The following is a 24648-nucleotide window of genomic DNA, read 5'->3' as shown; positions in this document are numbered from 1 at the left end:
TCATTCACGCCGAATATTGCTGCAGTCGTCGCGTCCTTTTCCGGCCCGGCAGGGCGGAATGCGGGTTTCGAGTTCGTAAAGCCCGGTCGTCGCGCAGATATAGAGACGTGGCCGACCGTCCGGCCCAATCGCCAGTTCGACGTTTGCCGGTGGTTCGGGCGTCGGGATTTCGCAGATCGTAGTTCCGTCCTGCGCCAGGACGAGAATGCCCGGTGTCCCGTTTTGCAAGGTCACGTAGATGTTTCCCTCCGCATCCAGCGTGATGCCGTCGGGACCTCCCGGGCCGCGATCGCTGAAATTTGCGACCATTCGTCTTCTCGAAGCAGCACCCTGCGCCGATAGATCGTAGGAAAGCAGGTTCGCATCGCCGTGACGCAAGACTAAGTCGGCACCCAGGCGGCGGTCGGCCAGGAGGAAGTCGTTCTCCGTCACATAGAGCGTGCGGCCATCGGCCGAAACGGCGATGCCGTTCGGACGAGAGGTATCCGCGGCAATCAGCGAGACCGAACCGTCAGGATCGATGCGATAGACGCCCATGACGGGCTGTTCAACGGGCTCGTGGCCGAAATAACGCGGATCGGTGAAATAGATACGGTCGTCGGGCGCAATCGCGACATCGTTCGGCGCGTTGAACGGCCTTCCCCGGAACAGGCCGGCGATGATCGTGCTTTTGCGGGTGACCATGTCGGTTCGTGTGAGGCAGCGGCCGCCGAAATCGGCGCCGTGACAGGCGACCAGCCGTCCATGGCGGTCGAAGGCGAGGCCATTGGACATGCCGCTCGGCGATTGGAAGACGACTGTCGAACCATCTCGCGGATCGAAGGCCATCAGGTGACCGCCCTGCATTCCCGTTCGCCAGGACTGCGTGATGTCGGAGAAAAATATCCTGCCGTCGGGAGCCGCAGCAGGGCCTTCCAGCCAGAACCCGCCTGAATAGACGCGGCGGATCTCTCCGCCCCGCGCGACGATCGCACCGTGATTTCCCGGAGCGATCGTCGCGGGAGCGGAAAGGCCTGGGAGGGTAGGGAACTCATCCTCGGTCATGCTCAACCACCGATTAGGATATCGGCCAATTTCTTTGGCATCGACGCGAAAGGAGAGTGACCAGCTTCAAGTGTGTGAACTATGAAGGGATTTTCAGGGTAACGTTCGTCTGCCTCACGAATCATCAAATCCTGAAGCGGCAGCGGCAGAGCCGTATCAAGCGTACACCGAATAAAAGCTCGCTCAATGCGGCCCCATGTTTCGGGCCGGCCCCGCGCATCACTCCCGAGAATGCGCACGGGCAGGTCAGGCGTCAACCCGTTGAGGTATGGCATCGCCTCCTCGAAAGACATGTCACTGTAGAATGTGCCGTGCAGCCTTTCGAGATAGGAAAGATCGCTGGATCGTGGATTGATCCGGACCACAGCGGTCTGCTGCGGATCGCCAATAAAACTATCGGAGCGGCTGGAGGCATTTTCCGGAAGGGCTATATAGGCCGGTGAGTTGGGATATTTCACAGGGACGTATGCAGAGACATAAACAATCCGGGAAAGGCGATCTGCAAGCAGATCGCCGGCTTTCGTGATCACCACGCCGGACATGCTGTGCCCGACCAGAGTAACATCCGCATTGTCATCGATTTCTGCGATGACGTCGGCAATCGTCTGCACACAGTCTTCAAGCGACACATCTCTGATGGCGGATGGTGACGCCTGAAGCCATTTAGGGTCTTGGGCGAGATAACCTGCCGGCAGTTGCGCCTTCAAGCCATGACCGGGAAGGTCGATACAGACAACATTTGCGCCGGCAGCGACCAGATGAAGCGCAACCGCGTTCCACTGCGCGTTACTGTGCCAGGCGCCATGGACCAATACAAAATAGCGGTTTTTCCGAAATGGCTTGACGTCTGTAGCAGTTGATAATTGGGTCATTGTCGCGAAGCCTGCACCTGTCATGATCGCCATGAATCCCCGTCGATGCATGGCATTGTCTTTCGTGTTGTCGTGATCAGCCGGCGGTGGGACGGGTCATACCCAAGATGGCTGGACCTTCTCCGATCGGATCCACGATAACGGTGTCGAATTCCGCGTTCCAATTGAACCTTCTCACAATTGTCATCGAATTCTTTGATGGCGCTGCATGTGAGGAAACCTTCGACACCGGAGAGACACGGTTGCACCCCATCCGGTATCTGCTGGCAGGGTCAGGCGATCGCCGCCTGCCGAGATTTCTGGAGGAAAGCTCCTTGAGCCTTCAGTCCGGATTGCAGTTCCACAATCGGAACGTCGGCGACTTCGACACCCCTGTCAGCAGCGATAGCCGCAGCCACTCCGGCTGCATGACCCGTCAGCCAGCACTGCGGGATTTCCCGCATAAAGGAATGGCTCGTCGCATCACAAGCAAGGTGCCTGCCAGGTGCCAGCAAACCTTTCACGTGACTGGGGACAATTGCGCCATACGGTACCGAGACGTTTGAAAATTTCGGGGCGAGGGACGGCGACACGCCGATCTCGTCGGCTGCGATGCGGCCGTCCCACATCTCGCGCGTGACACGATCAAGAGCAAGCAGCCGCCGGCCGTGACGCACGCCCAGTTGGGGTGCAGAGAGCATGATATAGGCGCCTTCGAACCCGGGCGCATGCTCCCTGTAGAACGCGAGGTGTTTGATCATCAACTTATGGCTGCGGATCTCGACTTCTGACAGATCCTCGACCTTCAGAGCCGAATAACCGGCGAGGCGGGGTCCCATGAACACTGCGATATCGTCACGCCAGGATACGGCGGGTTTCTCGAAGGACTGCATCTCCGCGCGGCCGCGCGCCATGAACTGGGAAAACTGTTCGGGCAATTCCGCGCGGAAATGCAAAAATGCCTTCATGTCCACACCGGCGAAAGTCCAGGCAGTGTTCATGCATCCATGAATATCGCGAGGGTCCACCTGCGTTTCGAAATCGGCACCCGACTGCGCGTACAGATCACCATCGCCTGTGCAATCGATGGTGACTTTCGCCAGGACCGCACGGCGTCCTTCCTTACTCTCGAAGATACAACCGCGCACCCGGCCATCCTCGACGATTGGCCCTGATCCCCAGGCATGGAAAATGGTATGAACACCGGCCTCCACGACCATCGACAGCGACTCCGCCTTTAGCCATTCCGGATCGAGCGTCGGCGAATGCGTGACGGTGTTATGATACGCTGCCGATCTCAGGGACCAGTAGGCTGCCTTGGCCGGATCGCGCGAGCCCCAATCCTGGCGCTGCGGTCCAGCGATCTTGTCGGGGCCTAGACGCGACAGCATCTCTTCGGCGATCCCCCGGATGACATGTTGGCCGTCCCAATCGGTCATCCGATCGATCCATATCACAAGCCCCCCGGTCGACAGCCCTCCCAGATGATTGTATCGCTCCAGAAGCACGACATCGGCACCGAGGCGCGCCGCCGCGATAGCGGCGGTCGTGCCGGCGGGGCCGCCGCCGACAACGAGGACATCACATTCCGTATGAACCGGAATTGATCGCGCTGGCTCTTCCATGGTGCGCGAGGATAGCTTTCGCCGGTTACTCTTCTTCACGTCGAAGGCTTCCGATCGAAAGAATAGACGCCCTCCATCTTCGCTCAACGATCCCATCGTTTATCCTCTTCTCGTATTTTGAATTACACCCCATCCACTCGATGCCTTGGGAAAGGCACGAGCAGCAAAGGCCGCCAGTTCGCTCGCGGAAACGTCAAGCATGCCCAACATCGGGAGGCTAAGAGCACTGGATTGCTCGATCAATTGAAGCTATTTTGGCTATTGCTGAATGAAATGAATGAATGGGGAGAGTTTGAGTGGATATCCTTGGGCTTCAGGCCTTTATCCAGATCACGGAATCGGGCAGTTTCCGAAGCGCAGCCGTCGCAATGAACTTGTCCCAGACGGCGTTGACTCACCGCATAAAGAAACTGGAGGCTGATGTCGGATTAAGCTTGTTTCAGCGAACAACGAGAACACTATCGCTTACACGCGCGGGACAGGATTTCTTTCCGAAGGCTCGTGAGCTTATGATGCGGCTCAATAGTGTGTACGAAGATCTGAAGATCGAGGGACGTAAAGCTCACGAGCGGGTAAGCGTCGGATGCTTGGGATCGCTTGGCGAACTGTACCTTCCTCGTGCTCTCGAAGTGTTCAAGGACAAGAATCCCGATGTCGTCGTGTCGATCTTCGATGGGCATGCCGGGGAACTTAGTGATCTTGTCGCGGCAGGAGACGTACAATTTGCATTGACGATTCTCGGAGCCCAGCGATGGGCAGAAAGACAGCGTCCGCTTTACGACGAAGACTTCGTCGCGGCCGTGCCAACCAAACATCCTCTGGCCGGCAGGGAAACCCTCGCTTGGGCAGATCTGGTGGGTTTTCCATTGGCACGGGTTGCACGAACAACGAGTCACGGCGTTATCCTCAGCGAAAGCCTTGGCGACCTCGCAGATAAGCTTAACTGGCATTACGAGGTGCAGCGAATCTACATGGCTTACGCTTTGGTGCGCGCCGGCCTTGCGATTACAATACTGCCTCCGGCTGCATTGCCGCCGCACGAGTCGGTGAAGCACATCCCGATCCATAGCCCGACGGTCCGTCGGACGGTCGGTTTTATTTCGCAAGAAGGAGTGCCTCTTCCACCACGTTCTCTACAGTTTCAGCGAGTCCTTCTCCGGGAAATCACGCGTGTCCAGAAGGCAGAGCGAATCAAATGATTGCCCCTGAACAGGCAACTGATACTCTAGTGGTGGGCAAGGATCTCGCCAAGGAAAGCTCGAGTTCGCTCGTGCTGGGGATTGGAGAAGAATGCCGACGGCGTGTTCTCTTCGACGATAGCCCCGTCAGACATGAAGATGACGCGGTCCGCCACCTGGCGCGCGAATCCCATTTCGTGCGTCACGCAGATCATCGTCATGCCGTCCTTGGCAAGCCCGACCATCGTGTCCAGCACTTCCTTAACCATCTCGGGATCGAGCGCGGACGTCGGCTCGTCGAACAGCATGGCAATCGGCTGCATGCAAAGCGCCCTGGCGATTGCGACGCGTTGCTGTTGACCGCCGGAGAGTTGCGCCGGATATTTCTGCGCCTGATTGGCGATCTTCACGCGCTCGAGGTATTTCATCGCCATTGCTTCCGCCTCTACCCTGCTTGCCCCCCGCACCCGCATCGGAGCCAGCGTACAGTTTTCCAAAACAGTCTTGTGTGGAAACAGATTGAATTGCTGAAAGACCATACCGACTTCACGTCGGATCACGTCGATCGATTTCTGATCCGCAAGCTGCGTGCCGTCGACGACGATCGTGCCTGATTGAATAGGCTCAAGGTGATTGATGCAGCGGATGAGTGTCGACTTTCCCGAGCCTGACGGCCCACATAGCACGATTTTCTCGCCACGCCTCACGGAAAGGTTGATGGACTTCAAAGCGTGGAAGGCGCCGTAATACTTGTCGACGTTTTTCATGCAGATAAGACTGTCTTGTGCGCTCACGGGAACCTTCCGCTTTCGATGAGGAGGTGGGCCTGAACGTTGATGCTCAGACCCGGTTGTGCTGTGGCGTTATTGCGCGGCGAAGGAGATACCCTTCAGTTCAGTCGGGAACTGAGGTACGTCGCTCTTGATCCATTTCTTGAACAGAGCGCGGTACTCTTCGGTCGTTTTATACGACTGAAAAAATTCGTTGAAAGCCGTGTTCCAGTCCTTCTCGCCGGGCCGCGTTGCCGCCCCGTACCATACCCCGCCGATGACGATCTTGTTCTCATATGTGCCGGGTGCCAGGCCTTCCAACCGATCAATTGCAAACTGATTGGCAGCGATCGCCGTCACCTGACCGGAAAGAAGCGACTGGATGGTCGCGGAGTCGTCGTCGAAGCGCCGAATGTCGGTACTCTTAGGAGCCACCGCACTGAGCAGTGTATCGAGCGTCGAAGAACGTGGCGTGCCCACGCTCACAGATGCTAGGTCTTTGGGAGCGGCGATCTTGGCGTCTTTCTTACCGACCACATACATCTTCGTTTCAAGGTAAGGTACTGTGAACTGGACCGACTTCGCGCGCTCTTCCGTCATGCCCAGGCCGGCAATCAGAATGTCCACCTTCTGGGCGAGCAAGGACGGGATGCGTGCCGCAAGCGAAAGCTGGGTATACTGCAATTGCAGGCCAAGGCTCTTGGCAAAAGCTTGTGCGATCTCGGCATCAAAGCCCTGCTGCGTGCCCGAGGTATCGACAAAGCCGAATGGCGGATTGTCGCCTGACACACCGACGATTAGTTTGCCGGATTTCTCGGCTTCGTCCAGGCTGCGCGCGTCAGCGCTTTGAGGCATTGCCGCTCCCAGCAGGAGTGCCAATGCGAATGCGGACATCATCGCCCTGCGACCAATCATTCCCCATTTACAATGTTCTACGTGTTTCATTTCATGCTCCTCCTGTAAGCTCCCGAATGAAAAGTTCAGCGACTGCCGGTCGCAAGTTGCCTCTCAAGCCGCCGTCCGAGCAAGGAAACCGGCCAGCAGATGACGAAATAGAGGGCTCCGACCACGCCGAAGACCAGCAGCGGTTTGTAGATGAGGTTGGACAACATCTGCCCCGAGCGGCTGAGTTCGACAAAGCCGACGATCGCGGCGAGCGACGTGCCCTTGATAAGTTGTACGAGAAAGCCAATCGTCGCAGGCAGTGACAGTTTGAGCGCCTGCGGAAGCACAATGTCGCGCATCTTCGATGCGTAGCCGAGGCCCAATGCGTGGCAGGCTTCCGATTGCCCGAACGGAACCGCCTGAATACCGCCGCGCCAGATGTCGCCAAGATAGGCGGACGCATGGGCGGTGAATGCGATCCCGACCGCAATCCACGGCGCGACTTCCAGCCCCAGAAGCGGGAGGCCGAAGAAAACCACGAATAGCTGCATCAGGAGAGGCGTACCTTGAAACAGGCCAATCCAGGCCCGGGCCAGCAATTGCAGGAATTTATGTTTTGAGGAACGGGCCAGCGCGATCAGAAAACCAAAAGGTATGCCGCCCACGAAACCGATCGCAGTCAGTAACACAGTCCATTTGAGGCTGTTCAGGAGAAAGATGAAATCGGTCAAGACCACGGCGCCCTCACTTCGTTGGGTAATGAAAGGCGCGTTGGCCTACGAGGTTCAGCAGCGCCATGACGCAGAGCGACAAAAGCAGATAGATGCCAGTGAGCGTGAAGTAGACCTCGAAGCTGCGAAAGGTGTCGTCCTCGATGCGCTGCCCGATCGACGTGAGTTCGAAAGCCGAGATCGAGGTGCAGATTGCAGTGTTCAGCGTCAGAAGAATGAACTGGCTCGTTAATGACGGATAGATCGCGCGCAATGCAGGTTTGAGGATAATGATGCGGAAGATATCCCTCGCCTTCAGTCCAAGCGCAAAGCCTGCTTCCCATTGCCCCTTCGGCACGGAATCGACTCCCCCCCGAATGATCTCGATTGCGTAGGCACCCCCGTTCAGACCGAGGGCCAGGATCGCTGTGTAAGTCTGGCTCAGTCGCACCCCGAGAAACGGTAGGGCAAAGAAGATAAAAAAAATCTGGATCAGAAACGGGGTGTTGCGTACGATTTCGACGAAGCTTGAGATCAAAAACGTCGAGATTGGCTCGTTTGCACGGCGGATCGCCACGCCTGAGATACCGATTGCAAGTGATAAGACCATGCCGCTCAACGCGAGCAGGATTGTGTAGGCCAGTCCCCAAGCGAGATCCGGCCATCGTTCGAACACGACCCAGAAGTCAAGATTGACGTTCATGGTTTCCTCTCGCGGCGAACCGCTCTCCTCCAAAGCGCCGACGACAGTTCCACGTCCAGGGAACCGCGCCTCATTTCTCTACGAGGCCCGTCAGCGAGGGCGCTCGCCGCTGAATGCCTTACCAAGCAATGTGCGGATTGCCTGCCTGTCGAACGGTTTCGGCGCCCAGTAAGGATTGGCGACGGCAAGCTCGGCGGCGCGATCAAGCCATTCTTCGCGCATGCCGATCTCTGCCAGGCGCCTCGGCGCACCGATATCGATTGCGAGTTGCTGGAGCCCTTCGGCAGCGCTGCCTCCCGTTTTCAAGGCACGGCGCACGGCTGCCATTGCCTCCGGCACGGTCTCAGCGACATAAGCCGTCGCATAGGGAAGGATAATCGTGTGCGTTTCGGCGTGCGGCAGGTCGAATGAGCCACCGAGCGTGTGGCAGAGTTTATGGTGGATCGACATGCTGACCGATCCGAGGCACGTACCGGCCAGCCAGGCGCCGTAAAGCGCAAGCCGCCTTCCTTCAGTATTTTTGGGATGCCGCGTAATGAGCCGCATCGCCCTTGCGATACTGCGGATCGACTCTTCTGCCATAAGGGCAATGATCGGATTCCCGTCCGGTGCGTAGAGTGCCTCGACGGCATGCGCGATCGCATTCATGCCGCTCGTGACGCTGAGCGAATGCGGCAGCTCCATCGTCAGATCGACGTCATAGATTGTCGTGGCCGGAAGAATGGCCGGGTCACGACGCGTGGTCTTGGTGCCGTCTTCCGTCTCGCCGAGAATCGGGGTCATTTCGGACCCGGCATAGGTCGTTGGAATGGCGATTTGCGGAAGTCCTGTCCGCACCGAGAGCGCCTTACCCAGCCCAATTGTTGAGCCGCCGCCGATCGACACGATGCCATCGGCTCCCAACGCGCGAAGATCCTCAACAGCCGCTTTGGTCACCTCTACCGGCGTGTGCATGACCGCGCGCGCACAAATGCCGATAGCCGCGTCGCCGAGATGGTTCGTTATGAGCTCTGCTGCTTCGGTCTGCTGCTTGGTGCAGAGCACAAGGACGCGCCTCATCCCCAAACGATCCGCCTCGGCTCTCACATTGAGGATTGATCCGGCACCGAATACAACGCGATTGGACAAAGCCTGAAAAACAAAGCTCTCTGGTGTCATGGCCTGAGCTCCGGACTCAGTACGAAATCATATTCGAGTAAGAGATAAGGAACCGCCATCTCGGTACCGTCCGGAGCCAAACCCGGTTGGCACTCACGGTAGTTGGTAATCAGCGAGTTCTTGACACCGAACACGACGTCGCTGTCGAGGTAGGGATCCCCCTCGATGAACACGTGGGTAACAAGCGTTTCCTGTCCTTCCGCGGCAATCATGAAATGCACGTGCTCCGGGCGATAGGGATGTCGCCCCTGCGCGGCGAGCATTTCGCCGACCGGCCCGTCGTCCGGGATCGGGTAGAATTTCGGTCGTACCGACCAGAACCAGAATCGACCCCGGTCGTCCGCGCGAAAGCGAGCCCGCATCTTGAGATCCTCGCGGCGCTGGACGTCATAGAATCCTTCGTCGTCCGAATGCCAGGAATCAATAGTCGCTCCGGCGAGCGGCCGGCCCGAAACATCGCAGACAGTCCCCGAAACGAACATTGGCACACCGTCAACCCCGGTGGACATGTTAGCACCGAGCGGAAGCTCCGGCCGTTGCTCCACAAAGAAGGGGCCGAAAACCGTCGTCTCCGTTGCGCCTTTCGGCTTGCGGTGATTGATGGCGTCGACAAGCATCGACACGCCAAGCGTATCCGACAGAAGAATGAACTCCTGCCGAACATTGGAGCACATCTGCCCGACCCGAGTCAGGAAATCGATTCCGAATTCCCACTCCGCCTGGGTCGGCTCAATTTCTCGCACGAAGGCGTGCAAGTGCCGGACGATGGCTTCGCTGACGTCTCGCACCCTGGCGTCCGGCGTTCGGGAGATTGCCTGCAGCACTTCGTCGGTAATTGTGGTTTCGTCCAAATCGCGCATGACGCAAGCCCTCCTCTCGAAGGTATTTCCTCTCTTCAGAAGGTCGGCTTGCCGCTCAACCACTCGGCACCCTTGGTATAGAGTGCTTCAACCTCGGGGCCGACCAGCCCTGGCATGTCGAGCTTGACCTTGTAGCCAATGGCCGCCTGGAGATAGGCGAGGTGCCGGTAGCCCTCCGGAAACGTCTTCAGGCGTTCACCGTCGAGCTTCGGTGGCTTCGTCGGATCCACCGGGTCGATCCGGTCCTTTTCATAGATCGGCTGGCGCACAAATATCGCCCACTTACCGTTACGCCGCTCGATGAAATCATAGAAGCGCCCGGTGCAAACCACATCGCAGAGGATCCCCTCAACGTCCGCACGCTGATTGATCGTCATCTTCGTCTGCGCAATCGCCCTGTCACCTTGAACGTCGATCGAGCTCCCGCCGAGGAAATGCAGAATGCGCACGCCCTTCTCGAAACCCTTGACGCTCATGTCGATGAACTGCTCGGGAGTGCCCTGGAACCAGGTGGCCATCATTCGGCCATCGGGATGCCAGCACGTGCGGAACCGTTCCCAGTCGCACGCGTCCCGCCATACCGCCCAGTTTTCGAGGAGATCTCTTATCTCGAGCAAGGTCTCTCGTTCCGTCGTCATTACAATCCTCCTGATCAATTGATGTTCGTGTATATAAACTTGTTCTGTATGTAAACACCGATTTCGGATTTGGCGATGGAAATCTCGTCTAGACCGATATTGGTTCCGGACTGCATCCGACGACGGCAGGCGCTGGAACCATATTTGAGAAGCGGGCACGCGGGTTCGGATGCAGCAGTTCAAGCAGTAACGCGAGCCAAAAACGGCAAAAGGTGCTCGATCACAGCGTCAGGAGAGAATTCTGGCAGAAGATGCCCGCCATCGACCGCATAGCCGCTGACGTCATCTGCCCAGCGACGCCAGATGTCGATTGGAGAGGAACCACTCGCCGTCTTCCGCTTCGGCCACAGGACCGAAACGGGGCACTGCAGTTTTCGACCTGCCTCAATGTCAGCAGCGTCGATTTCTCGGTCCTCGAACGCTGCGGCTCGGTAGTCTTCGCAGATTGCATGACGAACGGCAGGATCATTAAAAGCCGCTCGATAGGCTTTAAGAGCGTCCGGCTCGAACCGCTCCAAGGATCCCGCCATGCCTAATAGCGTTGCGTCAATGAAACCAATGGGATCGGCGGCAAGCAAGCGCTCGGGGAGACCGTTCGGCTGTGCGAGCATGAACCAATGGAAGGCGTTTATCGCAAAAGCAGAGTCAACGGCGGCAAAAGCATCCAGCGTCGGGATGACGGTCAAGGATGTATACCCGCACACCCGATCAACAAAATCCAATGCCAACCGATAACCGACCCGCGCACCACGGTCATGACCCACAACAGCAAACTTCGAATGCCCAAGAGCATCCATCATGTCGACAAGCGTTCTCGCGGATTGTCGCTTGGTCCATGTCGTGTGGGCTTTTAGGATGCGGCTGTCGCCGTAACCGGGAAGGTCAGGGACGATGACCCTGTATCTTTCTGCCAATACGGGAGCAACGAAGCGCCAGGCAATGTGTGTTTGCGGATAACCGTGGAGGAGCAGCACCGGCGGACCTGAGCCGCCGATGACGCCCGCGAATTTCACATCGCGTGTGTGAATCTTGAGATTCTCAAAACCTTCGAACATTGCTAACCCTCTTTAGTGAACGAGGGTTATACCTATTTATGAATTAGATCACAATTGTGAACCAATCGATCAATCTTGAAATCTTGCTCGCAGCGTGGCGACCGCGCGTGTCAAAGTCGCTTCGCAAAGCGTCCTCTTTTCCTTCGTAAAACGCGCAACCGGAGTCGCAATGTTCAATGAGCCGATCGCGAGACCCGAGGGGCTCAGGATAGCTTTCGCAATGCCATTGATGCCCGGCGTGAACTCCTCATAAACATACGCAAATCCAGTGCTTTTAATTTGTTCAAGTTCTTCGCGCAGTCGATCGACTGACGTGATTGTTTTTGGCGTGATCTTTTCGAACTTCACTCTCGCCAGATATTCCTCCAGCATCACGGCGGGTAGATAGGCGAGCAGTGCTTTGCCACCGGACGTCGCATAAAGTGGCGCAATATCGCCTTCACGCATCGTGATGTTCAAGCGGTGGGTACCGTTGACGCTCGCCACAACTTCTGACCTATCGCCTTTGAGAAAGTTGAGCGCACAGGTCTCCTCTGTTTCGTTCGCAATCCATGAAAGGACCGGGCCCGCCGCCGTAAGGAGATCGCCGCTGTCATTCTCTCTCTTTGCGAGTTTTGCGATCGACGGTCCCAAGCGGTATCCTTTTGAGAGCGGCGCGTAGTCCAAGTAACCTCGTTTCAACAAGGTCTTGAGCAACTGGGTGAGGCTGCTTTTCGGAATCGCCAATTCTTCGGCAATCTCGGCGTGGGTCTTTTCAGCGTCCCAGCGGCCGAGGCATTCGAAAAGATCCAAGACGCGAGTCGCCGACTTTACGCTGCTCGACAGCACGTCAGCTCCGCCCACGTCTTTTTCATTCTTCATTGTTGTATTCACGGCGCCTTAGCTCATTTGAAAAATTGATTGCGGTGAAAAGGTATGCTGTGGAGCGACCGATGCACAAGTAGCCGTCATCGGAATTCTATCGTTATCATTCGAAGGCGAATTTCAACGTGTAGCAGGCGCTCGCCAGACCTCCTCGACCGCTAGCAAATTACCTTACCCATAACTCCTCTTCTGCCTTCTCCCAATCAGTTGTCTTGGCGATGTAAGTCTCGATCTCACGCCAAAACTCTACAGGAAGCGGTTGCGAAAGGAGAGTTCTGGTCTCTCTGAATTCCTGGACCGACTTGGCGCCGAACACGACGGATGAGACCGCCGGATGACGCAATGGGAATTGCAGGGCGGCGGCGGCAAGAAGAACCTCGTATTTGCGGCAAATCCCTTCGAGCGCCTTGACCTGGCGCAACACCAGCGGCGTTGCCGGACGCATATCGTAAAAGGCGTCTAGGCGAGCACCGGTCGCCAGAATGCCGGAGTTAAACGGCGAGGCCGCAATCCACGAGATATTGTTGTGTAGGCAATGGTCCAAGAGAGGCGCGCTATTGGTCCGAAGAAGCGAGTACTCGCCCGCCGGCATCATGACGTCCAAGCTAACGGCCCGTGCAAATTGCAGGCATGCACGCCAATCCATGGCTGCAACACCCACAGCCCGTATGAGACCTTCCTCTTTCAATCGCCGTAGGGACGGATATGCTTCATCACATGCCTGTTTGAAAAGTCTGTCGAAGTCTTCTCCGCAAAGTCGGCGGTCAAGATCGTGGACAAAAACGGCATCAAGCCGTTCCACTTTCAGTCGCTTTAAGCTCCGTTCAACAGAACGGCGTGTCGCATCTCCGGAATAGTCGAAGAAGCTTCTTCTGTTTTCCGTGTCGATACTTGAACCCGTGTGATTTTGGTAGCGTCCGATTTTGGTAGAGAAACGAATGTCTTCGCGCGAGACGTGTTCAAGCGCCACGCCGAGCCGTCGCTCACTTTCTCCCCCCAGATACAGGGCAGCCGTATCAAAGTACCGAACGCCGTCGCTCCAAGCCTCCTGTATTGTTTTGATGAACGCGTCCTCTCCGCCCTCATTCGCAAGACTGCCCGCACCCAAACCCATCGTGGGAAAACGTGCGGACGTTGTCGTGGCCGAGTGCAATTAGGTACCCTCCTATGATGTCGGCATAAATCCGCTACACGATCTCGATTTCCGAAAGGAACGACCGCAGCACCTTACCGGCGATCCTGCCCTGCTCGCGAAAATCGAGCCCCCGCAACCGCGCGGTCGGCGCTTCCAGACTGATAGGAATGTGGGCTGGAAGCGCAGCGAGAAGTTCCTTGACCGGAAGTTGTCCTTCACCCGGCAAAAGTCGGTCTTCTCTCGCCTCGCGCCGTCGCTCGTCGATTGTCTGCGGCGCCTCGGATCGTCCGTCGCAAATTTGAACATACGAAAAGAGTGATGGGTGATATGGTGCGACATCACGGGATGTAGCCCCTGACCGGAAGAATTGGAGCGCGTCGATCAACAGACCCAGGTTGCCAGCGCCGACGGCATTCACGGTCGCCGCAGCGCCTCCCAGCGAATTGACGCTGCAATAGGTGATGAACTCTAACATGATTTTCAGGCCGAGGGGTTCGGCAAGCGCGCACAGCGCGGCGAGATTTACCCGTAACCGCTCCTCATTTTCATCGTTCCCCACGACTAAAACGAACCTACCGCCGAGTTCCGCTGCAGCTTCCAATGCAGGCAACAGACTGCGGACATCAGTGCCTGGACTCAGCCAGATCGCTTCGATGTCAAGAAGTTTCACTCCAGAGTCTGAGAGCTTTCGGCGGATTGCTCCTATCGCACCAGCTTCCGAAAGAACATCCACCAGGGGATCGCCCACACGTGGGGCGACGAGACGAATTCCACAATGGCTGAAGCCTCCGCAGGCCGCTGCCTCGATCAACTGCAGCGGATGGGCATTGATCATCATGAGATGATGGAATGAGAGCGCAGTCATCATGGTCTCCGAAACGCTTGAGTGTGCAAACTTGGCCGGGGTTCAGATACTGAAATTCACCACAACTAGGGATAGTCGATTCTGAAGTAGTCCTCATGAAGCCGAACATCGTTTGGAATTGACGCAGGGCGATATGAAGCCCTTTTCCTGCCAGCTCAATGCGAGAATTGGCCTGGTGCCGGGATCTTCAAGTGGCAGAGGCACGTTAATCGATCGCCAAGAGGAAGGAAAGAGGAAACTGTTTACAATTATGAACTGATTTCTTAAAGAGAACAAAGAAGAGTATGCAGCGGGATATCGAGACCCTCGCATGCTCCCGCAAAACGCGACATCCGGGTAAAGCAAGAAGGGCCGCATATGAGTGAGAATTCGAGATTGAACCTCTGGATGCTCAACGGGAAAACCAGAATTGTCGGCGTCGTCGGCGACCCTGTCGAACAAGTCCGTTCGCCCTTGCCGTTGAGCGAGATGATGCAGAGGCGGGCGTTTAATGCAATACAACTCCCTTTTCACGTCACTCCGCAAGATCTTCGAACGTTCGCGGAGGGGATGAAGCGTGTTGGAAATCTCGCGGGACTTGTCTTTACCGTTCCTCACAAGATCGCAGCGATGGATTTGGTCGACCGACTGACGCCGGTAGCGGAGGCGGCGGGTTCTGTTAATGCTATCAGACGTGAGGCAGATGGACTCTGGCTGGGCGACAATTTTGATGGTGCCGGATTTGTATCCGGGCTCCAGGCAGAGGGACATCAGATCGAGGGGCGGTCGGCTTTCGTCGCTGGCGTCGGGGGCGCTGGCACTGCCGTCTGCGCCGCATTAGCTCAAGCGGGCATTTCAAGACTTCGGATATTTGATATTGCTGAGGCGCGTACGAAGGGGGTAAAAGAGCGGCTCGGCCGGCACTTTCCTTCGGTCAATGTCGAGATCTTGCGCCTGCCTGACCCGTCTGCCGTTGATATCGCTATCAATGCGACTGCCTTGGGGATGGGATCGGAAGATCCACTACCCTTCGGTGTGGAGGAACTCTCCGCCCACACTGTGGTCGCTGAGGTTGTTATGAAGCCGCCCGTAACCCGGCTTTTGCGCCTGGCCGAGGAAGCAGGACATCGCGTGTGCAAAGGCGAAAACGTCATGCTCCACCAGTTGAAACCTACGGCACAATTTTTTGAGGTGGCGTCGACATTCTAGGAGCGACCGGTGCGAGCGATAGGTCGATAGGTCGGCCGTGCGCATCCTTCCACCCACCGCCACGGAAGCAGGCCGACAATCCAATCAGTTTAAGAAAGCCGGTTTCGCAGCGCAATGAGACAAGACAACATCGCAAACGCGATCTCAGCGGCCGATAGCCTTTTTCCGGAGAATTTTGAAAGTTCACCGGAGCTTTTCCAGATAGAGAACCGGCGGAGGAGTAATTGAGCGATTGTGCCCGCCGTAGACTGGCCTGCGACACCATTTGCTTCGGGGACATTAACCGCGCAAAGGGATGAACCGCTCCCCTCAGGACGCGTCGCCGGATTTTAACGTTGCATCGGGCGATGCGCCAATGTTACTATGAATTCGTTTACATACATGAACATCTTGGGAGGATGAGATGGACTTTACACGACGTTCCGCGCTGGCCGCGGGAACGCTGCTTGGAATAGCGGGCTTGTTTCCGCCACTTGCGGCTCGCGCTCAATCTGCGCCTGCAGTGAAGAGGGGGGGAACCATTACCGCATCGATGGATCTTGAGCCGGTGAGCCTGTATCCGTTGAAGGGGAACGCGCCCGGGGTTGACCGATACATCATGAACCAGATCTTCGATGCTCTGTTTCGCATCGAGCCGGACGGTTCGATTTCTCCAGGACTGGCAACCAAATACGAATACAGCGACGACAATAAAGTGCTGACGCTGACGCTGAGGGCCGGCGTCAAGTTCCATGATGGAACACCCTTCGATGCAGAGGCGGCCGCATTCAACATCATGGCGGCCAACGATCCGAAAACCGTTGCCACACATGCCAAGGACTTGGCCGAGATTGACAAAGCAGAGGCTATAGATCCGACCACCTTGCGGCTCACGCTCAAGAAACCGTCCGGGGCGATTCTTGCGGTTCTCGGCACAGAGCCTGCCATGATGTGCTCCCCGACTGCCATGAGAGAAAAAGGGGATGCATTCGGGCGCAATCCGGTTGGCACTGGTCCTTTCAAGTTCAAGTCGTGGGCTTCGGGCGAAGCTATCGAATTGGACCGCTTCGAAGACTATTGGGAAAAGGGTCAAGATGGTAAGTCGCTCCCCTATCTTGATGGCATGAAAATGCGTTTCATCTCGAATAACGCCACGAAGATCATCGAAATGCAGGGCGGGAACCTCACGCTCGCCGACGCGATCACGCCCCGGGACGCGGAGAAGCTCAAGAGCGACGCGCGCATCAAGCTCCTGGATCCGCCCGGTGGGATACAGTCCTGGATTTCGTTCAACACTCAAAAGGCTCCCTTCGACAACGTGCATGTGCGCAGGGCAATCGTCGCGGCGATCAACCGGCCGGCGTTGCTGCAAGCAATCGCGCTCGGCAAGGGTGCAACACCACCGGTGATGTTTGCGCCGAACGAGTGGGCCTATAGCGAAAAACCAGCGCCCAGCGACTACAGCGTTGACCTCGCCAAGAAGGAGCTCGAACTCGCTGGGGTGGGGCCGAACTTCTCTTGCACTTTGAGCGTCATTCAGCGCGATCCGGACGTCCAAATTGCCCAGATTCTCCAGGCTATGCTGTCACAGGCCGGCATCAAGCTGAATGTTCAGGTCTCCGAGCGCCAAGCCTGGGTTCAGTCCATCATGGATGCGAAATTTGAAATCGGCCTGGGTCGCTGGGCCATCCCCTATCCGGATCCAGATCAAATCTGCGGCTCGGTGCTTGGCCGTGGGGCGCTCAATTGGGCCAATCTGCGCGACGACGAAATCAAAGGCATGGCGATCAAGGCCGCGCAGAGTGTCGATCGCGAAACGCGAAAGAATGTATACCACGACATCCAGTCGAGATTGATCGATCAGGCTTATTACCTGTTCCTCATCATGCGCGGGGTCAATCACATTTCGAGCTCCCAGCTTCACGGCGTAAGGTTCGAGTCGAACGGTCCTTGGTATCTCTCCTCGGCGTATCTGGCGTGATCAGCGATAGCGATAGAAACGTCGTTGCGATGCGACCGGCATCGGAGGAACGCTCCGAGCCGGCACGTTCGCTCGTCCTTAGCGTTGAGAACTTGAGTGTCGCGTTCGGGGCATTGCATGTGGTTTCCGGCGTGTCGTTCGAGCTTCACGAAGGCGAAACACTGGCGATCGTCGGGGAGTCGGGTTCCGGAAAGTCCGTAACAAGCCTTGCAATGCTCGGGCTTCACGGCGCCAAAGCAAAAGTGGACGGGACAATCGTGTTCCGCCACGGCGACCGGTCCTTGAATATCGCCGTCCAGCCCGAGAGCGTCTTGCGCGACCTCCGCGGCCGCGAGATGTCGATGATCTTCCAGGAGCCGATGACGTCGCTCAACCCGGTTCTTCGCATCGGAGAGCAACTGGCCGAAGTGCTTCACAATCACGGCAAGGTCAGCACTACGGATGCCCGAGAGCGAGCGTTGGCGATGCTGCGAACCGTCGGCATCAGCAATCCGGAGCAGCGGCTGCGCGCTTACCCCCACGAGCTTTCGGGTGGCATGCGCCAACGCGTGATGATCGCCATGGCGCTCATGAAGTCTCCAAGAATCCTCGTCGCCGATGAGCCGACCACCGCTCTCGACGTCACTATCCAGGCTCAGATACTCGACCTCTTGAGGACACTGCAGCGGCAGATGAAGATGGGCATCATCTTCATCACGCATGATCTTGGCGTCGTGGGTGAGATCGCCGATCAGGTCGCAGTGATGTATTCGGGGCGGATCGTCGAGCAGGGACCAGTCGAGGCCATACTGAAGGCGCCACGCCACCCCTATACCCGGGCGCTCATGGATTCCGTCCCCCATGTGGGTGCCGATGGCGAGCGCGTGCCGCTGACGTCGATTTCCGGATCGATTCCGAATTTGGCCAGACCACCGGCCGGCTGCCGCTTCCATCCGCGATGTCCGTATGCCGTTGCCGGTCGCTGCGACCAAGACGAGCCCGCGCTCGAGGCGATCGACCCGAGACGGCGCGTTCGCTGTGTCCGCTGGAACGAACTGTCTCTGTCGAGGGAGGAGATCTGATGCAGGACACGCTTATTTCCGTATCCAACCTGACGAAATGGTTTCCGTCCCGCGAAAGGGGTGGCAAGCCGGTTCAAGCGGTGACGGACGTTTCCTTCGACCTAAAACGCGGGGAAGTCCTGGGTCTGGTGGGTGAATCCGGTTCCGGCAAATCGACGATCGGCCAGAGCATCATCCGCTTACACAAGCCGGATAGCGGGCGCATCGATATCGACGGCATCGATTTCGCCGGTGCATCGGAGCGTGCTCTGCGGCGCCACCGGAAGCTCATCCAGATGGTGTTTCAAGATCCGAGCTCTTCGCTCAATCCGCGGATCAGGATCGGTGATGTCCTGTTTGAAGCGCTTGCTATCCACGGGATCGGCAGCACCCGGCAGGAGCGGCGCAAACGGGTGGCCGAACTCCTCGACATGATCGGCTTCGGTCCGGACTTTGCGCAACGCTATCCGCACCAGCTTTCCGGCGGCCAGCGCCAGCGGGTCGGCATCGCGCGTGCGCTTGCCGTGGAGCCCAAGGCCTTGATCGCGGATGAGGCAGTTTCGGCGCTCGACGTCTCCATCCAGGCGCAGATCATTCAATTGCTGGCCGATCTGCGTCGCAAGCTGTCGTTCACGCTGATTTTCATCTCCCACGATATGAACGTCGTGGAATATATTTCTGATCGGGTGGCCGTTCTCTACCTCGGCCGCATCGTCGAAATGGGGCCGGCCCGCGATATCTTCAAAAGACCGAGGCATCCCTATACCGAAGCACTCCTTTCGGCGATCCCCGATCCCTCATCGCGAAAGAGAGAGCGGATCATCCTTCAGGGTGACATTCCCAATCCGAGCAACCCGCCATCCGGTTGCGTCTTCAGGACGCGCTGTCGTCACGCCGTGGAACGATGCGCCACCGCAGTTCCACCCTTGGCACAGGTGCTCCCCGGACACCAGTCGGCCTGCATCCGGCAGGAGCTTTATCAGAACGATATGGGACAATGGTCATGAAGCGTCTCATCGATTATCTGGCACAATTGCTACCTTTGCTGCTGATTGTCAGCATTGTCGCTTTCGTCCTCATCGATCTTTTGCCTGGCGATGCGGCGATGGAGCGTGTGGGACTCGATGCTACACAGGAGCAGCTTCAACGGGCGCGCGAGGAAATGGGCCTGAACGATCCCTTGCCGTTGCGCTACATTTATTGGCTCGAGCGCGCTGTGCAGGGAGATCTCGGGCGATCGCTGCGTAGCGGAGAGCCGGTGACCGCGACCCTTGTCAGGCGCGTGCCGGTAACGGTCGAACTGGCCTTGTTCGGCACCGGCCTGGCGGTGTTGATTGGTGTCCCGGCCGGCATCTTGGCGGCCGTATTTCGCAACGGCCGAATCGACGCAATCGTCAATCTGCTCGCGCTCTCTGGCATGGCCGTGCCTTTCTTCTGGCTCGGTCTGCTACTCATTATGCTGTTCTCGCTGAAACTTCAATGGGTACCTCCGTCCGGCTATGTCAGCTTTGCCGAGGATCCTCTCGGCAACCTGAAATTCATGGCTCTTCCGTCCTTGACGATCGCCGTCGCGTTTGCTGCGACGCTGATGCGGCAGACGCGCGCCTCGATGCTGGAGGTACTGACGGCGGATTACATCCGGACCGCCCGCGCCAAAGGGACGTCCGAACGCCGCGTGATCCTGAAGCACGCGCTCCGCAATGCCCTCATTCCGATCATTACCGTCATGGGTCTGCAGATGGGTTCGCTGCTCGGCGGCGCGATCGTGACGGAAACGGTCTTCGCATTGCCGGGCCTGGGGCGGATGATGGTGGACGGTATCTTTCAGCGCGATTTCCCGAGCGTTCAAGGCGCGCTGCTGGTCATCATTATCGCGGTGGTCGTGACAAATCTCATCACCGACGCCTGCTATCGTCTGGTCAACCCGAGGATCAAGTGATGGCGGTTACCGAGCTTCACACAGGTGCGGTCGCCACTCCGGCGGAAATATCCAAGAGCCCCAACGCCGGCATGGTTCGCCGCGTTCTTTTGACGTGGCAAGGCGCTGTCGGCGCTTCCATTTTGGCTGTCGCTCTCTTTTGCGCGATCTTCGCGCCATGGATCGTGCCGTATTCGTCGGCCGACATCGACTATATGGCCATCATGATGCCGCCCGACCATATGCACCTATTCGGGACGGACGAGGTTGGCCGCGACATTCTCAGTCGCTGCATCGAAGGCGCTCGCACGTCGCTAATCGTGGTCTTCTCCGCAGTCGCATTTTCCGCGGTGGTCGGCATGGCTATCGGCCTCGTCGCAGGCTGGGTCGGAGGGCTGACGGAAAAGGTTCTGATGCGCGTCATGGACGCCGTCCTCGCCTTTCCTCTGATCGTGCTCGCTCTAACGATCATCGCGATCCTCGGCCCCAGTCTTTCGAATGCGATCCTCGCGATCGGTATCGTGAAGATCCCGCATTTCGCTCGTCTGACGCGCGGCGAAGTGCTTTCGCTCAAGGAGTTGGACTACATCAAGGCTATGAAGACGCTGGGCGCGAGCGAAGCGCGCATCCTGTTGCGTCATATCCTTCCCAACTCTATCGGCCCGGTTCTTGTCTATGTCTCGATTGCAGCCTCGCTCGCACTGATGACGGAAGCCTCGCTCTCTTTCCTTGGACTCGGCGTTCAGCCGCCCACGCCAAGCTGGGGAGGCATGGTGGCGGTCGGCATGCAGAACTATCAGTTCTGGTGGATGAGCATCTTCCCAGGCCTGGCGATTTTCTTGACCGTCTTTGCATTCAATCTTCTCGGGGATGCCATCCGCGATGCGGTGGATGCCCGCCTTCAATGAGAGGGGCAAACTATGATGGATTTCGAAGGCGCTGCAATGTTGGCGTTGTGGAATGGCGTAACCGCTGAACGGCAAGCGGAATACGACCTTTGGCACACACGCGAGCATGTGCCGCAGCGGCTTGGCGTTCCTGGTATACGCGGTGCGCGGCGATACACTCGCCTGAGAGGTCCGATGCCAGAATATCTGACATTGTACGACGTTGACCGAATAGAAGTGTTCGAGAGCGCGCCTTACCGTTACCTGATCGACAATCCAACGCCTTGGTCGCGCTCGATGCGCCCCTCATTCGAAGGCTTTTTCCGGCTTTGTTGCGACCGTCTCCTGACAGTCGGTGGGGGAATGGGATGTGTCGCCGCAGAGATAACGTTTGATGACGACTTCGACATCCGTGCCCCAGACATGCTGCGCCTTCTCGGCGAAATGGGCCGAGTACCGGGCATAACCGCCATTCATGCCATCAGAACCGATCGGTCGGTCGCCGGCATGCCTTTCGCCATCGGCGGCGCGAAACCAGCATTTCCGGACGGCGGGGCCCTGATTCTGGAAAGCTACGGTGCAACCGAGCTTGATCAAGCTCTTGAACGGTTCCGCGCTGCGGCCGCAGACACGATCTCGGCCGAGAAATGGGCCAGCCTCACAACCTACTCGTTGGCCTATGCGATCGAAAAGCCGTCGCTGGAGCGTGTAGTGACCATCGGACCGGATGCCGTCGCCGACGCGGGTTTGGTGTCGGAGTGAGCGGCCTCATTGAAATGCCTGACGGCGTACGCGTCTATACACGCACAGCTGGTCATTCCGATGCGCCCGCAGTCTTGTTCCTGCACGGCATTCTGCAGTCTCACATCTGCTGGGAATACCAATTCGCGGATCCACGGCTCTTGAAGCGGCATCTGATTGCTTTTGACCTTCGCGGCCATGGTGGCTCTGACAAGCCGGAGGATCCGGAGGCCTACCGCAAGCCTGGCGTCTGGGCCGACGAACTGGCGGCGGTCATCAAAATGACCGGCGCAAGAAAGCCCGTGCTCTGCGCCTGGTCGTTCGGTGGACGTGTCGTTCTCGACTACATCGAGAAATACGGCCAGAATGACATTTCGGGGATTGTGCTAGCGAACTCGGCTGCAAAAACTGGCGGACAATTCCGGAGCGAAACCAGTGCTCGTTTACTGCCCATGGCGGCGAGCGAGGATTTTGCCGAAATGCTGAACGCGAGGATCGCATTTCTTAAGGCTTGTTTCCATAAGGCGCCTCAGCCGGAATGGCTGGAGCGGTGTATTGCCTACAATTTCGTAACGCCTGCTGCCGTCCTGCGATTGATAACAGGACAGGCTGTTGACCATGACGGAACGCTGGCCTCGATCCGGATTCCCACGCTCATCATTCATGGCCAGTGCGACCCATTGATCTCTCCGGCGGTCGCTGAGCATGTGCTGACCATTTTGCCCAGTGCGAAGCTGCTTCGTTACGACGATATAGGCCATTCGCCATTCGCCGAGTGCCCAGACCGGTTCAACACCGATCTCAACGATTTTCTCGACAACATCGAACTAATCTAGCAGCGGAGTAACATCATGTCTGATGCGACCACCATATCCTCCCACGACACCGCGATCGTTACCGGCGGCGGCGGAACCCTCGGCAGCGCCATCTCTCTCGAACTGGCGCGCTTGGGATATAAACGTGTGGCGATCGTCGATTTCGATGCTGAGAAAAGCCGAACAGTGGCGGGCAAGATCTCCAGCGAGGTCCCCACGGCCGAGGTCGTCTGTATCGACGCGGACCTGACCGATCCGGCTGCACCCTCAGCGATCGTCAGCAGGCTGCTGGAGCCAGGGCGCAGGATATCATGTATCGTCAACAACGCCGCCGCGAACCGGCGCGGCGGGGCAGGAGAGCTTGCGCGGTCTGACTGGGACCTGGTCATGTCGATGAATATCGGCGCGCCGATGTATCTCTGCCAGGCTGCCATTGCGCATTGGCGGGAGACAGGCGCCGGCGCATCCGTGGTCAACATCACCTCGCGCGCCTGGCTAGCCGGTTCCGGCGTGGCCTATTCTGCCAGCAAGGCCGGCCTGGTCGGCCTCACACACGCCTTATCGGTAGAATTGGGCCCGCTGGGCGTTCGCGTGAACGCCGTCGGCCCGAGTTATATCGAAAGCCCGTTCAATGGCATCGTGAAAACGGAGGAAGAGCTTCAGCGCATCGGCGAAGTGCAGCGGCGAATGACGTCGCTCGGGCGGCTCGGCACGGCGCAGGACGTCGCTCACATGGTCGCCTTTCTCGCGTCCGAAAAGGCGAAGTTCATCACAGGCGAAACGATCTATGTTGCAGGGGGAGCCCAGCTTCCGCCAAATGCCAACGCCTCCAGAGCCTACGGTCTATGACCACTGGCCTCAGGTCGCTCTCAACTCCCGCGGCGATCTGCCATATTCCAGGCTGAAGGCATTGGAAAAGTGGGATGGGCTGGCAAAGCCGAGGTCGAGCGCGATCTCGGTCAGGCTTTGGCGCGTGTCGACAATGCGCTCGCGCGCCAGTGCCAGACGGCGCGACATCACATATTGATGCGGCGTGATGCCAAGAGCAATGCGGAACGACTCGCTGAAATGTGACGGTTTCAGCTCGGCGAGCGCGGCCAGTTTCGCAAGCTGATGCCGCTGTCCCGGATCATCCTCTATGGCGCGCAACACTCGTTTCAGCCGCCAATCCGTAAGTCCGCTCGCTGGCACTTCATGCTTCTGCGCGCGCATCGAAATCAACTCCGACGAGAGCATGTCAACGAGTTGCTCCAACAGACAGCTAAGGTCCGCGGCTTCGTCGGCTCTCATTGTCACGGACACTATTTCGCTAAGCAACCGGCTCAAATTATCGCTTTGAAAATCCAGCTCTGTCTGTCCCAAGTGAAGAGCCGAGGGAAGGAACAGCAATAGATATGTCCAACTTCCAGGAGGGCGGGCGCTTCTCACCGTCGCGCCGGCCGGCACAAATCGGATCCAATCCCGATGATGGGCGACAATCTGCTCCTTACCTGCGCCGACCGCATTGCGAAAGCCGTATCTGGGCCCCTCGCACAGGAACGTCAAGGCATCCACCGCCGGGCGAAAAAGCCCCGTCGTCCAGTCGCGCGCACTGCTGGTGACCACTTCCGCACAAGCATTGCCAGACGATAGCGAGGCGTGAACTTTTCGCGTACTTTCGTGCTGGAGCAGGGACTTTTGAACAACTTGCATGGGTCTGGAACTGGCAAAGATCATTCTGTACAGCACGTTCACCACATGGCGACTGCTGTCGAGACA

General features: G+C 57.8%; 25 protein-coding genes. 10 read left to right on the top strand and 15 right to left on the bottom strand.

Features of this window, described 5'->3' with window-relative positions:
* The 3 genes from ACMGE0_RS27375 to ACMGE0_RS27365 form a co-directional block, all read right to left on the bottom strand.
* Positions 1-1044 carry an SMP-30/gluconolactonase/LRE family protein gene (locus ACMGE0_RS27375; RefSeq protein WP_436819046.1) on the bottom strand — a complete coding sequence of 348 codons (1044 nt, stop codon included), beginning with the start codon at positions 1042-1044 and terminating at the stop codon, positions 1-3.
* A 2-nt stretch (positions 1045-1046) separates the two neighbouring features.
* Complete coding sequence (locus tag ACMGE0_RS27370) at positions 1047-1949, bottom strand: alpha/beta fold hydrolase (RefSeq protein WP_436819045.1); 903 nt, start codon at positions 1947-1949, stop codon at positions 1047-1049.
* 239 nt (positions 1950-2188) lie between these two features.
* Positions 2189-3616, bottom strand: a complete 1428-nt coding sequence (locus ACMGE0_RS27365) for an FAD-dependent oxidoreductase (protein ID WP_436819044.1) — start codon at positions 3614-3616, stop codon at positions 2189-2191.
* A gap of 200 nt (positions 3617-3816) precedes the next feature.
* On the opposite strand from ACMGE0_RS27365, the gene ACMGE0_RS27360 reads away from it, so the two are divergent.
* A complete protein-coding gene (locus ACMGE0_RS27360; RefSeq protein ID WP_436819043.1) occupies positions 3817-4719 on the top strand; it encodes a LysR family transcriptional regulator in 903 nt (300 codons plus the stop codon).
* Between the two features lie 26 nt (positions 4720-4745).
* On the opposite strand, the gene ACMGE0_RS27355 is transcribed toward ACMGE0_RS27360, so the two are convergent.
* From ACMGE0_RS27355 to ACMGE0_RS27305, 11 genes are all read right to left on the bottom strand, one after another.
* On the bottom strand, positions 4746-5465 hold the full coding sequence (locus ACMGE0_RS27355) for an amino acid ABC transporter ATP-binding protein (RefSeq protein ID WP_436819077.1): 720 nt from the start codon (positions 5463-5465) through the stop codon (positions 4746-4748).
* Positions 5466-5561: 96 nt separating this feature from the next.
* Entirely contained in the window at positions 5562-6413 is an 852-nt protein-coding gene (locus ACMGE0_RS27350) for a transporter substrate-binding domain-containing protein (RefSeq protein WP_436819042.1), read from the bottom strand.
* A gap of 35 nt (positions 6414-6448) precedes the next feature.
* The gene (locus ACMGE0_RS27345; protein ID WP_436819041.1) at positions 6449-7084 is read right to left on the bottom strand and encodes an amino acid ABC transporter permease; all 636 of its coding nucleotides are present in this window, start codon (positions 7082-7084) and stop codon (positions 6449-6451) included.
* A 13-nt stretch (positions 7085-7097) separates the two neighbouring features.
* The gene (locus tag ACMGE0_RS27340) at positions 7098-7766 is read right to left on the bottom strand and encodes an amino acid ABC transporter permease (RefSeq protein ID WP_436819040.1); all 669 of its coding nucleotides are present in this window, start codon (positions 7764-7766) and stop codon (positions 7098-7100) included.
* Positions 7767-7856: 90 nt separating this feature from the next.
* Positions 7857-8924 (bottom strand): maleylacetate reductase, encoded by a 1068-nt coding sequence (locus ACMGE0_RS27335; RefSeq protein WP_436819039.1) that lies wholly within the window; start codon positions 8922-8924, stop codon positions 7857-7859.
* The gene (locus ACMGE0_RS27330; RefSeq protein ID WP_436819038.1) at positions 8921-9784 is read right to left on the bottom strand and encodes an intradiol ring-cleavage dioxygenase; all 864 of its coding nucleotides are present in this window, start codon (positions 9782-9784) and stop codon (positions 8921-8923) included. Before ACMGE0_RS27330 ends, ACMGE0_RS27335 begins: the two co-directional genes overlap by 4 nt.
* A gap of 35 nt (positions 9785-9819) precedes the next feature.
* Positions 9820-10422 (bottom strand): nuclear transport factor 2 family protein, encoded by a 603-nt coding sequence (locus tag ACMGE0_RS27325; RefSeq protein WP_436819037.1) that lies wholly within the window; start codon positions 10420-10422, stop codon positions 9820-9822.
* A 179-nt stretch (positions 10423-10601) separates the two neighbouring features.
* On the bottom strand, positions 10602-11477 hold the full coding sequence (locus tag ACMGE0_RS27320) for an alpha/beta fold hydrolase (protein WP_436819036.1): 876 nt from the start codon (positions 11475-11477) through the stop codon (positions 10602-10604).
* 69 nt (positions 11478-11546) lie between these two features.
* Positions 11547-12338 carry an IclR family transcriptional regulator gene (locus ACMGE0_RS27315; RefSeq protein ID WP_436819035.1) on the bottom strand — a complete coding sequence of 264 codons (792 nt, stop codon included), beginning with the start codon at positions 12336-12338 and terminating at the stop codon, positions 11547-11549.
* 169 nt (positions 12339-12507) lie between these two features.
* Positions 12508-13494 (bottom strand): aldo/keto reductase, encoded by a 987-nt coding sequence (locus ACMGE0_RS27310; RefSeq protein ID WP_436819034.1) that lies wholly within the window; start codon positions 13492-13494, stop codon positions 12508-12510.
* A gap of 34 nt (positions 13495-13528) precedes the next feature.
* Entirely contained in the window at positions 13529-14344 is an 816-nt protein-coding gene (locus ACMGE0_RS27305) for a sugar phosphate isomerase/epimerase family protein (protein WP_436819033.1), read from the bottom strand.
* A gap of 354 nt (positions 14345-14698) precedes the next feature.
* On the opposite strand from ACMGE0_RS27305, the gene ACMGE0_RS27300 reads away from it, so the two are divergent.
* The 9 genes from ACMGE0_RS27300 to ACMGE0_RS27260 all read left to right on the top strand — a co-directional run bounded on the left by ACMGE0_RS27300 (position 14699) and on the right by ACMGE0_RS27260 (position 23739).
* Positions 14699-15529, top strand: coding sequence for a shikimate dehydrogenase family protein (locus ACMGE0_RS27300; RefSeq protein ID WP_436819032.1), 831 nt, complete (start codon positions 14699-14701; stop codon positions 15527-15529).
* Positions 15530-15932: 403 nt separating this feature from the next.
* Positions 15933-17489 (top strand): ABC transporter substrate-binding protein, encoded by a 1557-nt coding sequence (locus ACMGE0_RS27295; RefSeq protein WP_436819031.1) that lies wholly within the window; start codon positions 15933-15935, stop codon positions 17487-17489.
* Between the two features lie 92 nt (positions 17490-17581).
* Positions 17582-18550, top strand: a complete 969-nt coding sequence (locus tag ACMGE0_RS27290; protein WP_436819030.1) for an ABC transporter ATP-binding protein — start codon at positions 17582-17584, stop codon at positions 18548-18550.
* The gene (locus ACMGE0_RS27285; RefSeq protein WP_436819076.1) at positions 18547-19536 is read left to right on the top strand and encodes an ABC transporter ATP-binding protein; all 990 of its coding nucleotides are present in this window, start codon (positions 18547-18549) and stop codon (positions 19534-19536) included. Before ACMGE0_RS27290 ends, ACMGE0_RS27285 begins: the two co-directional genes overlap by 4 nt.
* Entirely contained in the window at positions 19533-20468 is a 936-nt protein-coding gene (locus tag ACMGE0_RS27280; protein WP_436819029.1) for an ABC transporter permease, read from the top strand. Before ACMGE0_RS27285 ends, ACMGE0_RS27280 begins: the two co-directional genes overlap by 4 nt.
* A complete protein-coding gene (locus ACMGE0_RS27275; protein ID WP_436819028.1) occupies positions 20468-21355 on the top strand; it encodes an ABC transporter permease in 888 nt (295 codons plus the stop codon). Before ACMGE0_RS27280 ends, ACMGE0_RS27275 begins: the two co-directional genes overlap by 1 nt.
* A gap of 12 nt (positions 21356-21367) precedes the next feature.
* On the top strand, positions 21368-22096 hold the full coding sequence (locus ACMGE0_RS27270) for a hypothetical protein (RefSeq protein ID WP_436819027.1): 729 nt from the start codon (positions 21368-21370) through the stop codon (positions 22094-22096).
* Entirely contained in the window at positions 22093-22911 is an 819-nt protein-coding gene (locus ACMGE0_RS27265; protein WP_436819026.1) for an alpha/beta fold hydrolase, read from the top strand. The genes ACMGE0_RS27270 and ACMGE0_RS27265 overlap by 4 nt, the downstream gene beginning before the upstream one ends.
* 15 nt (positions 22912-22926) lie before the next feature.
* Positions 22927-23739, top strand: coding sequence for an SDR family NAD(P)-dependent oxidoreductase (locus ACMGE0_RS27260; RefSeq protein WP_436819025.1), 813 nt, complete (start codon positions 22927-22929; stop codon positions 23737-23739).
* Between the two features lie 9 nt (positions 23740-23748).
* Here ACMGE0_RS27260 and ACMGE0_RS27255 read toward each other — a convergent pair whose 3' ends face one another.
* Positions 23749-24627: an AraC family transcriptional regulator gene (locus ACMGE0_RS27255; RefSeq protein ID WP_436819024.1), complete on the bottom strand. Its 879-nt coding sequence runs from the start codon at positions 24625-24627 to the stop codon at positions 23749-23751.
* Between the last annotated feature and the right edge of the window lie 21 nt (positions 24628-24648).

This window comes from Neorhizobium descurainiae (assembly GCF_051400715.1).
Lineage (GTDB): Bacteria > Pseudomonadota > Alphaproteobacteria > Rhizobiales > Rhizobiaceae > Neorhizobium.
This window is presented reverse-complemented; position numbering and strand designations above follow the sequence as displayed.

Excerpts from the sequence above, each read along its gene's own strand:
- ACMGE0_RS27375 (WP_436819046.1), bottom strand. The coding sequence starts at position 1,044 with ATGACCGAGGATGAGTTCCCTACCCTCCCAGGCCTTTCCGCTCCCGCG.
- ACMGE0_RS27370 (WP_436819045.1), bottom strand. The coding sequence starts at position 1,949 with ATGGCGATCATGACAGGTGCAGGCTTCGCGACAATGACCCAATTATCA.
- ACMGE0_RS27365 (WP_436819044.1), bottom strand. The coding sequence starts at position 3,616 with ATGGGATCGTTGAGCGAAGATGGAGGGCGTCTATTCTTTCGATCGGAA.
- ACMGE0_RS27355 (WP_436819077.1), bottom strand. The coding sequence starts at position 5,465 with ATGAAAAACGTCGACAAGTATTACGGCGCCTTCCACGCTTTGAAGTCC.
- ACMGE0_RS27350 (WP_436819042.1), bottom strand. The coding sequence starts at position 6,413 with ATGAAACACGTAGAACATTGTAAATGGGGAATGATTGGTCGCAGGGCG.
- ACMGE0_RS27340 (WP_436819040.1), bottom strand. The coding sequence starts at position 7,766 with ATGAACGTCAATCTTGACTTCTGGGTCGTGTTCGAACGATGGCCGGAT.
- ACMGE0_RS27335 (WP_436819039.1), bottom strand. The coding sequence starts at position 8,924 with ATGACACCAGAGAGCTTTGTTTTTCAGGCTTTGTCCAATCGCGTTGTA.
- ACMGE0_RS27330 (WP_436819038.1), bottom strand. The coding sequence starts at position 9,784 with ATGCGCGATTTGGACGAAACCACAATTACCGACGAAGTGCTGCAGGCA.
- ACMGE0_RS27325 (WP_436819037.1), bottom strand. The coding sequence starts at position 10,422 with ATGACGACGGAACGAGAGACCTTGCTCGAGATAAGAGATCTCCTCGAA.
- ACMGE0_RS27320 (WP_436819036.1), bottom strand. The coding sequence starts at position 11,477 with ATGTTCGAAGGTTTTGAGAATCTCAAGATTCACACACGCGATGTGAAA.
- ACMGE0_RS27315 (WP_436819035.1), bottom strand. The coding sequence starts at position 12,338 with ATGAAGAATGAAAAAGACGTGGGCGGAGCTGACGTGCTGTCGAGCAGC.
- ACMGE0_RS27305 (WP_436819033.1), bottom strand. The coding sequence starts at position 14,344 with ATGATGACTGCGCTCTCATTCCATCATCTCATGATGATCAATGCCCAT.
- ACMGE0_RS27300 (WP_436819032.1), top strand. The coding sequence starts at position 14,699 with ATGAGTGAGAATTCGAGATTGAACCTCTGGATGCTCAACGGGAAAACC.
- ACMGE0_RS27295 (WP_436819031.1), top strand. The coding sequence starts at position 15,933 with ATGGACTTTACACGACGTTCCGCGCTGGCCGCGGGAACGCTGCTTGGA.
- ACMGE0_RS27280 (WP_436819029.1), top strand. The coding sequence starts at position 19,533 with ATGAAGCGTCTCATCGATTATCTGGCACAATTGCTACCTTTGCTGCTG.
- ACMGE0_RS27275 (WP_436819028.1), top strand. The coding sequence starts at position 20,468 with ATGGCGGTTACCGAGCTTCACACAGGTGCGGTCGCCACTCCGGCGGAA.
- ACMGE0_RS27270 (WP_436819027.1), top strand. The coding sequence starts at position 21,368 with ATGATGGATTTCGAAGGCGCTGCAATGTTGGCGTTGTGGAATGGCGTA.
- ACMGE0_RS27260 (WP_436819025.1), top strand. The coding sequence starts at position 22,927 with ATGTCTGATGCGACCACCATATCCTCCCACGACACCGCGATCGTTACC.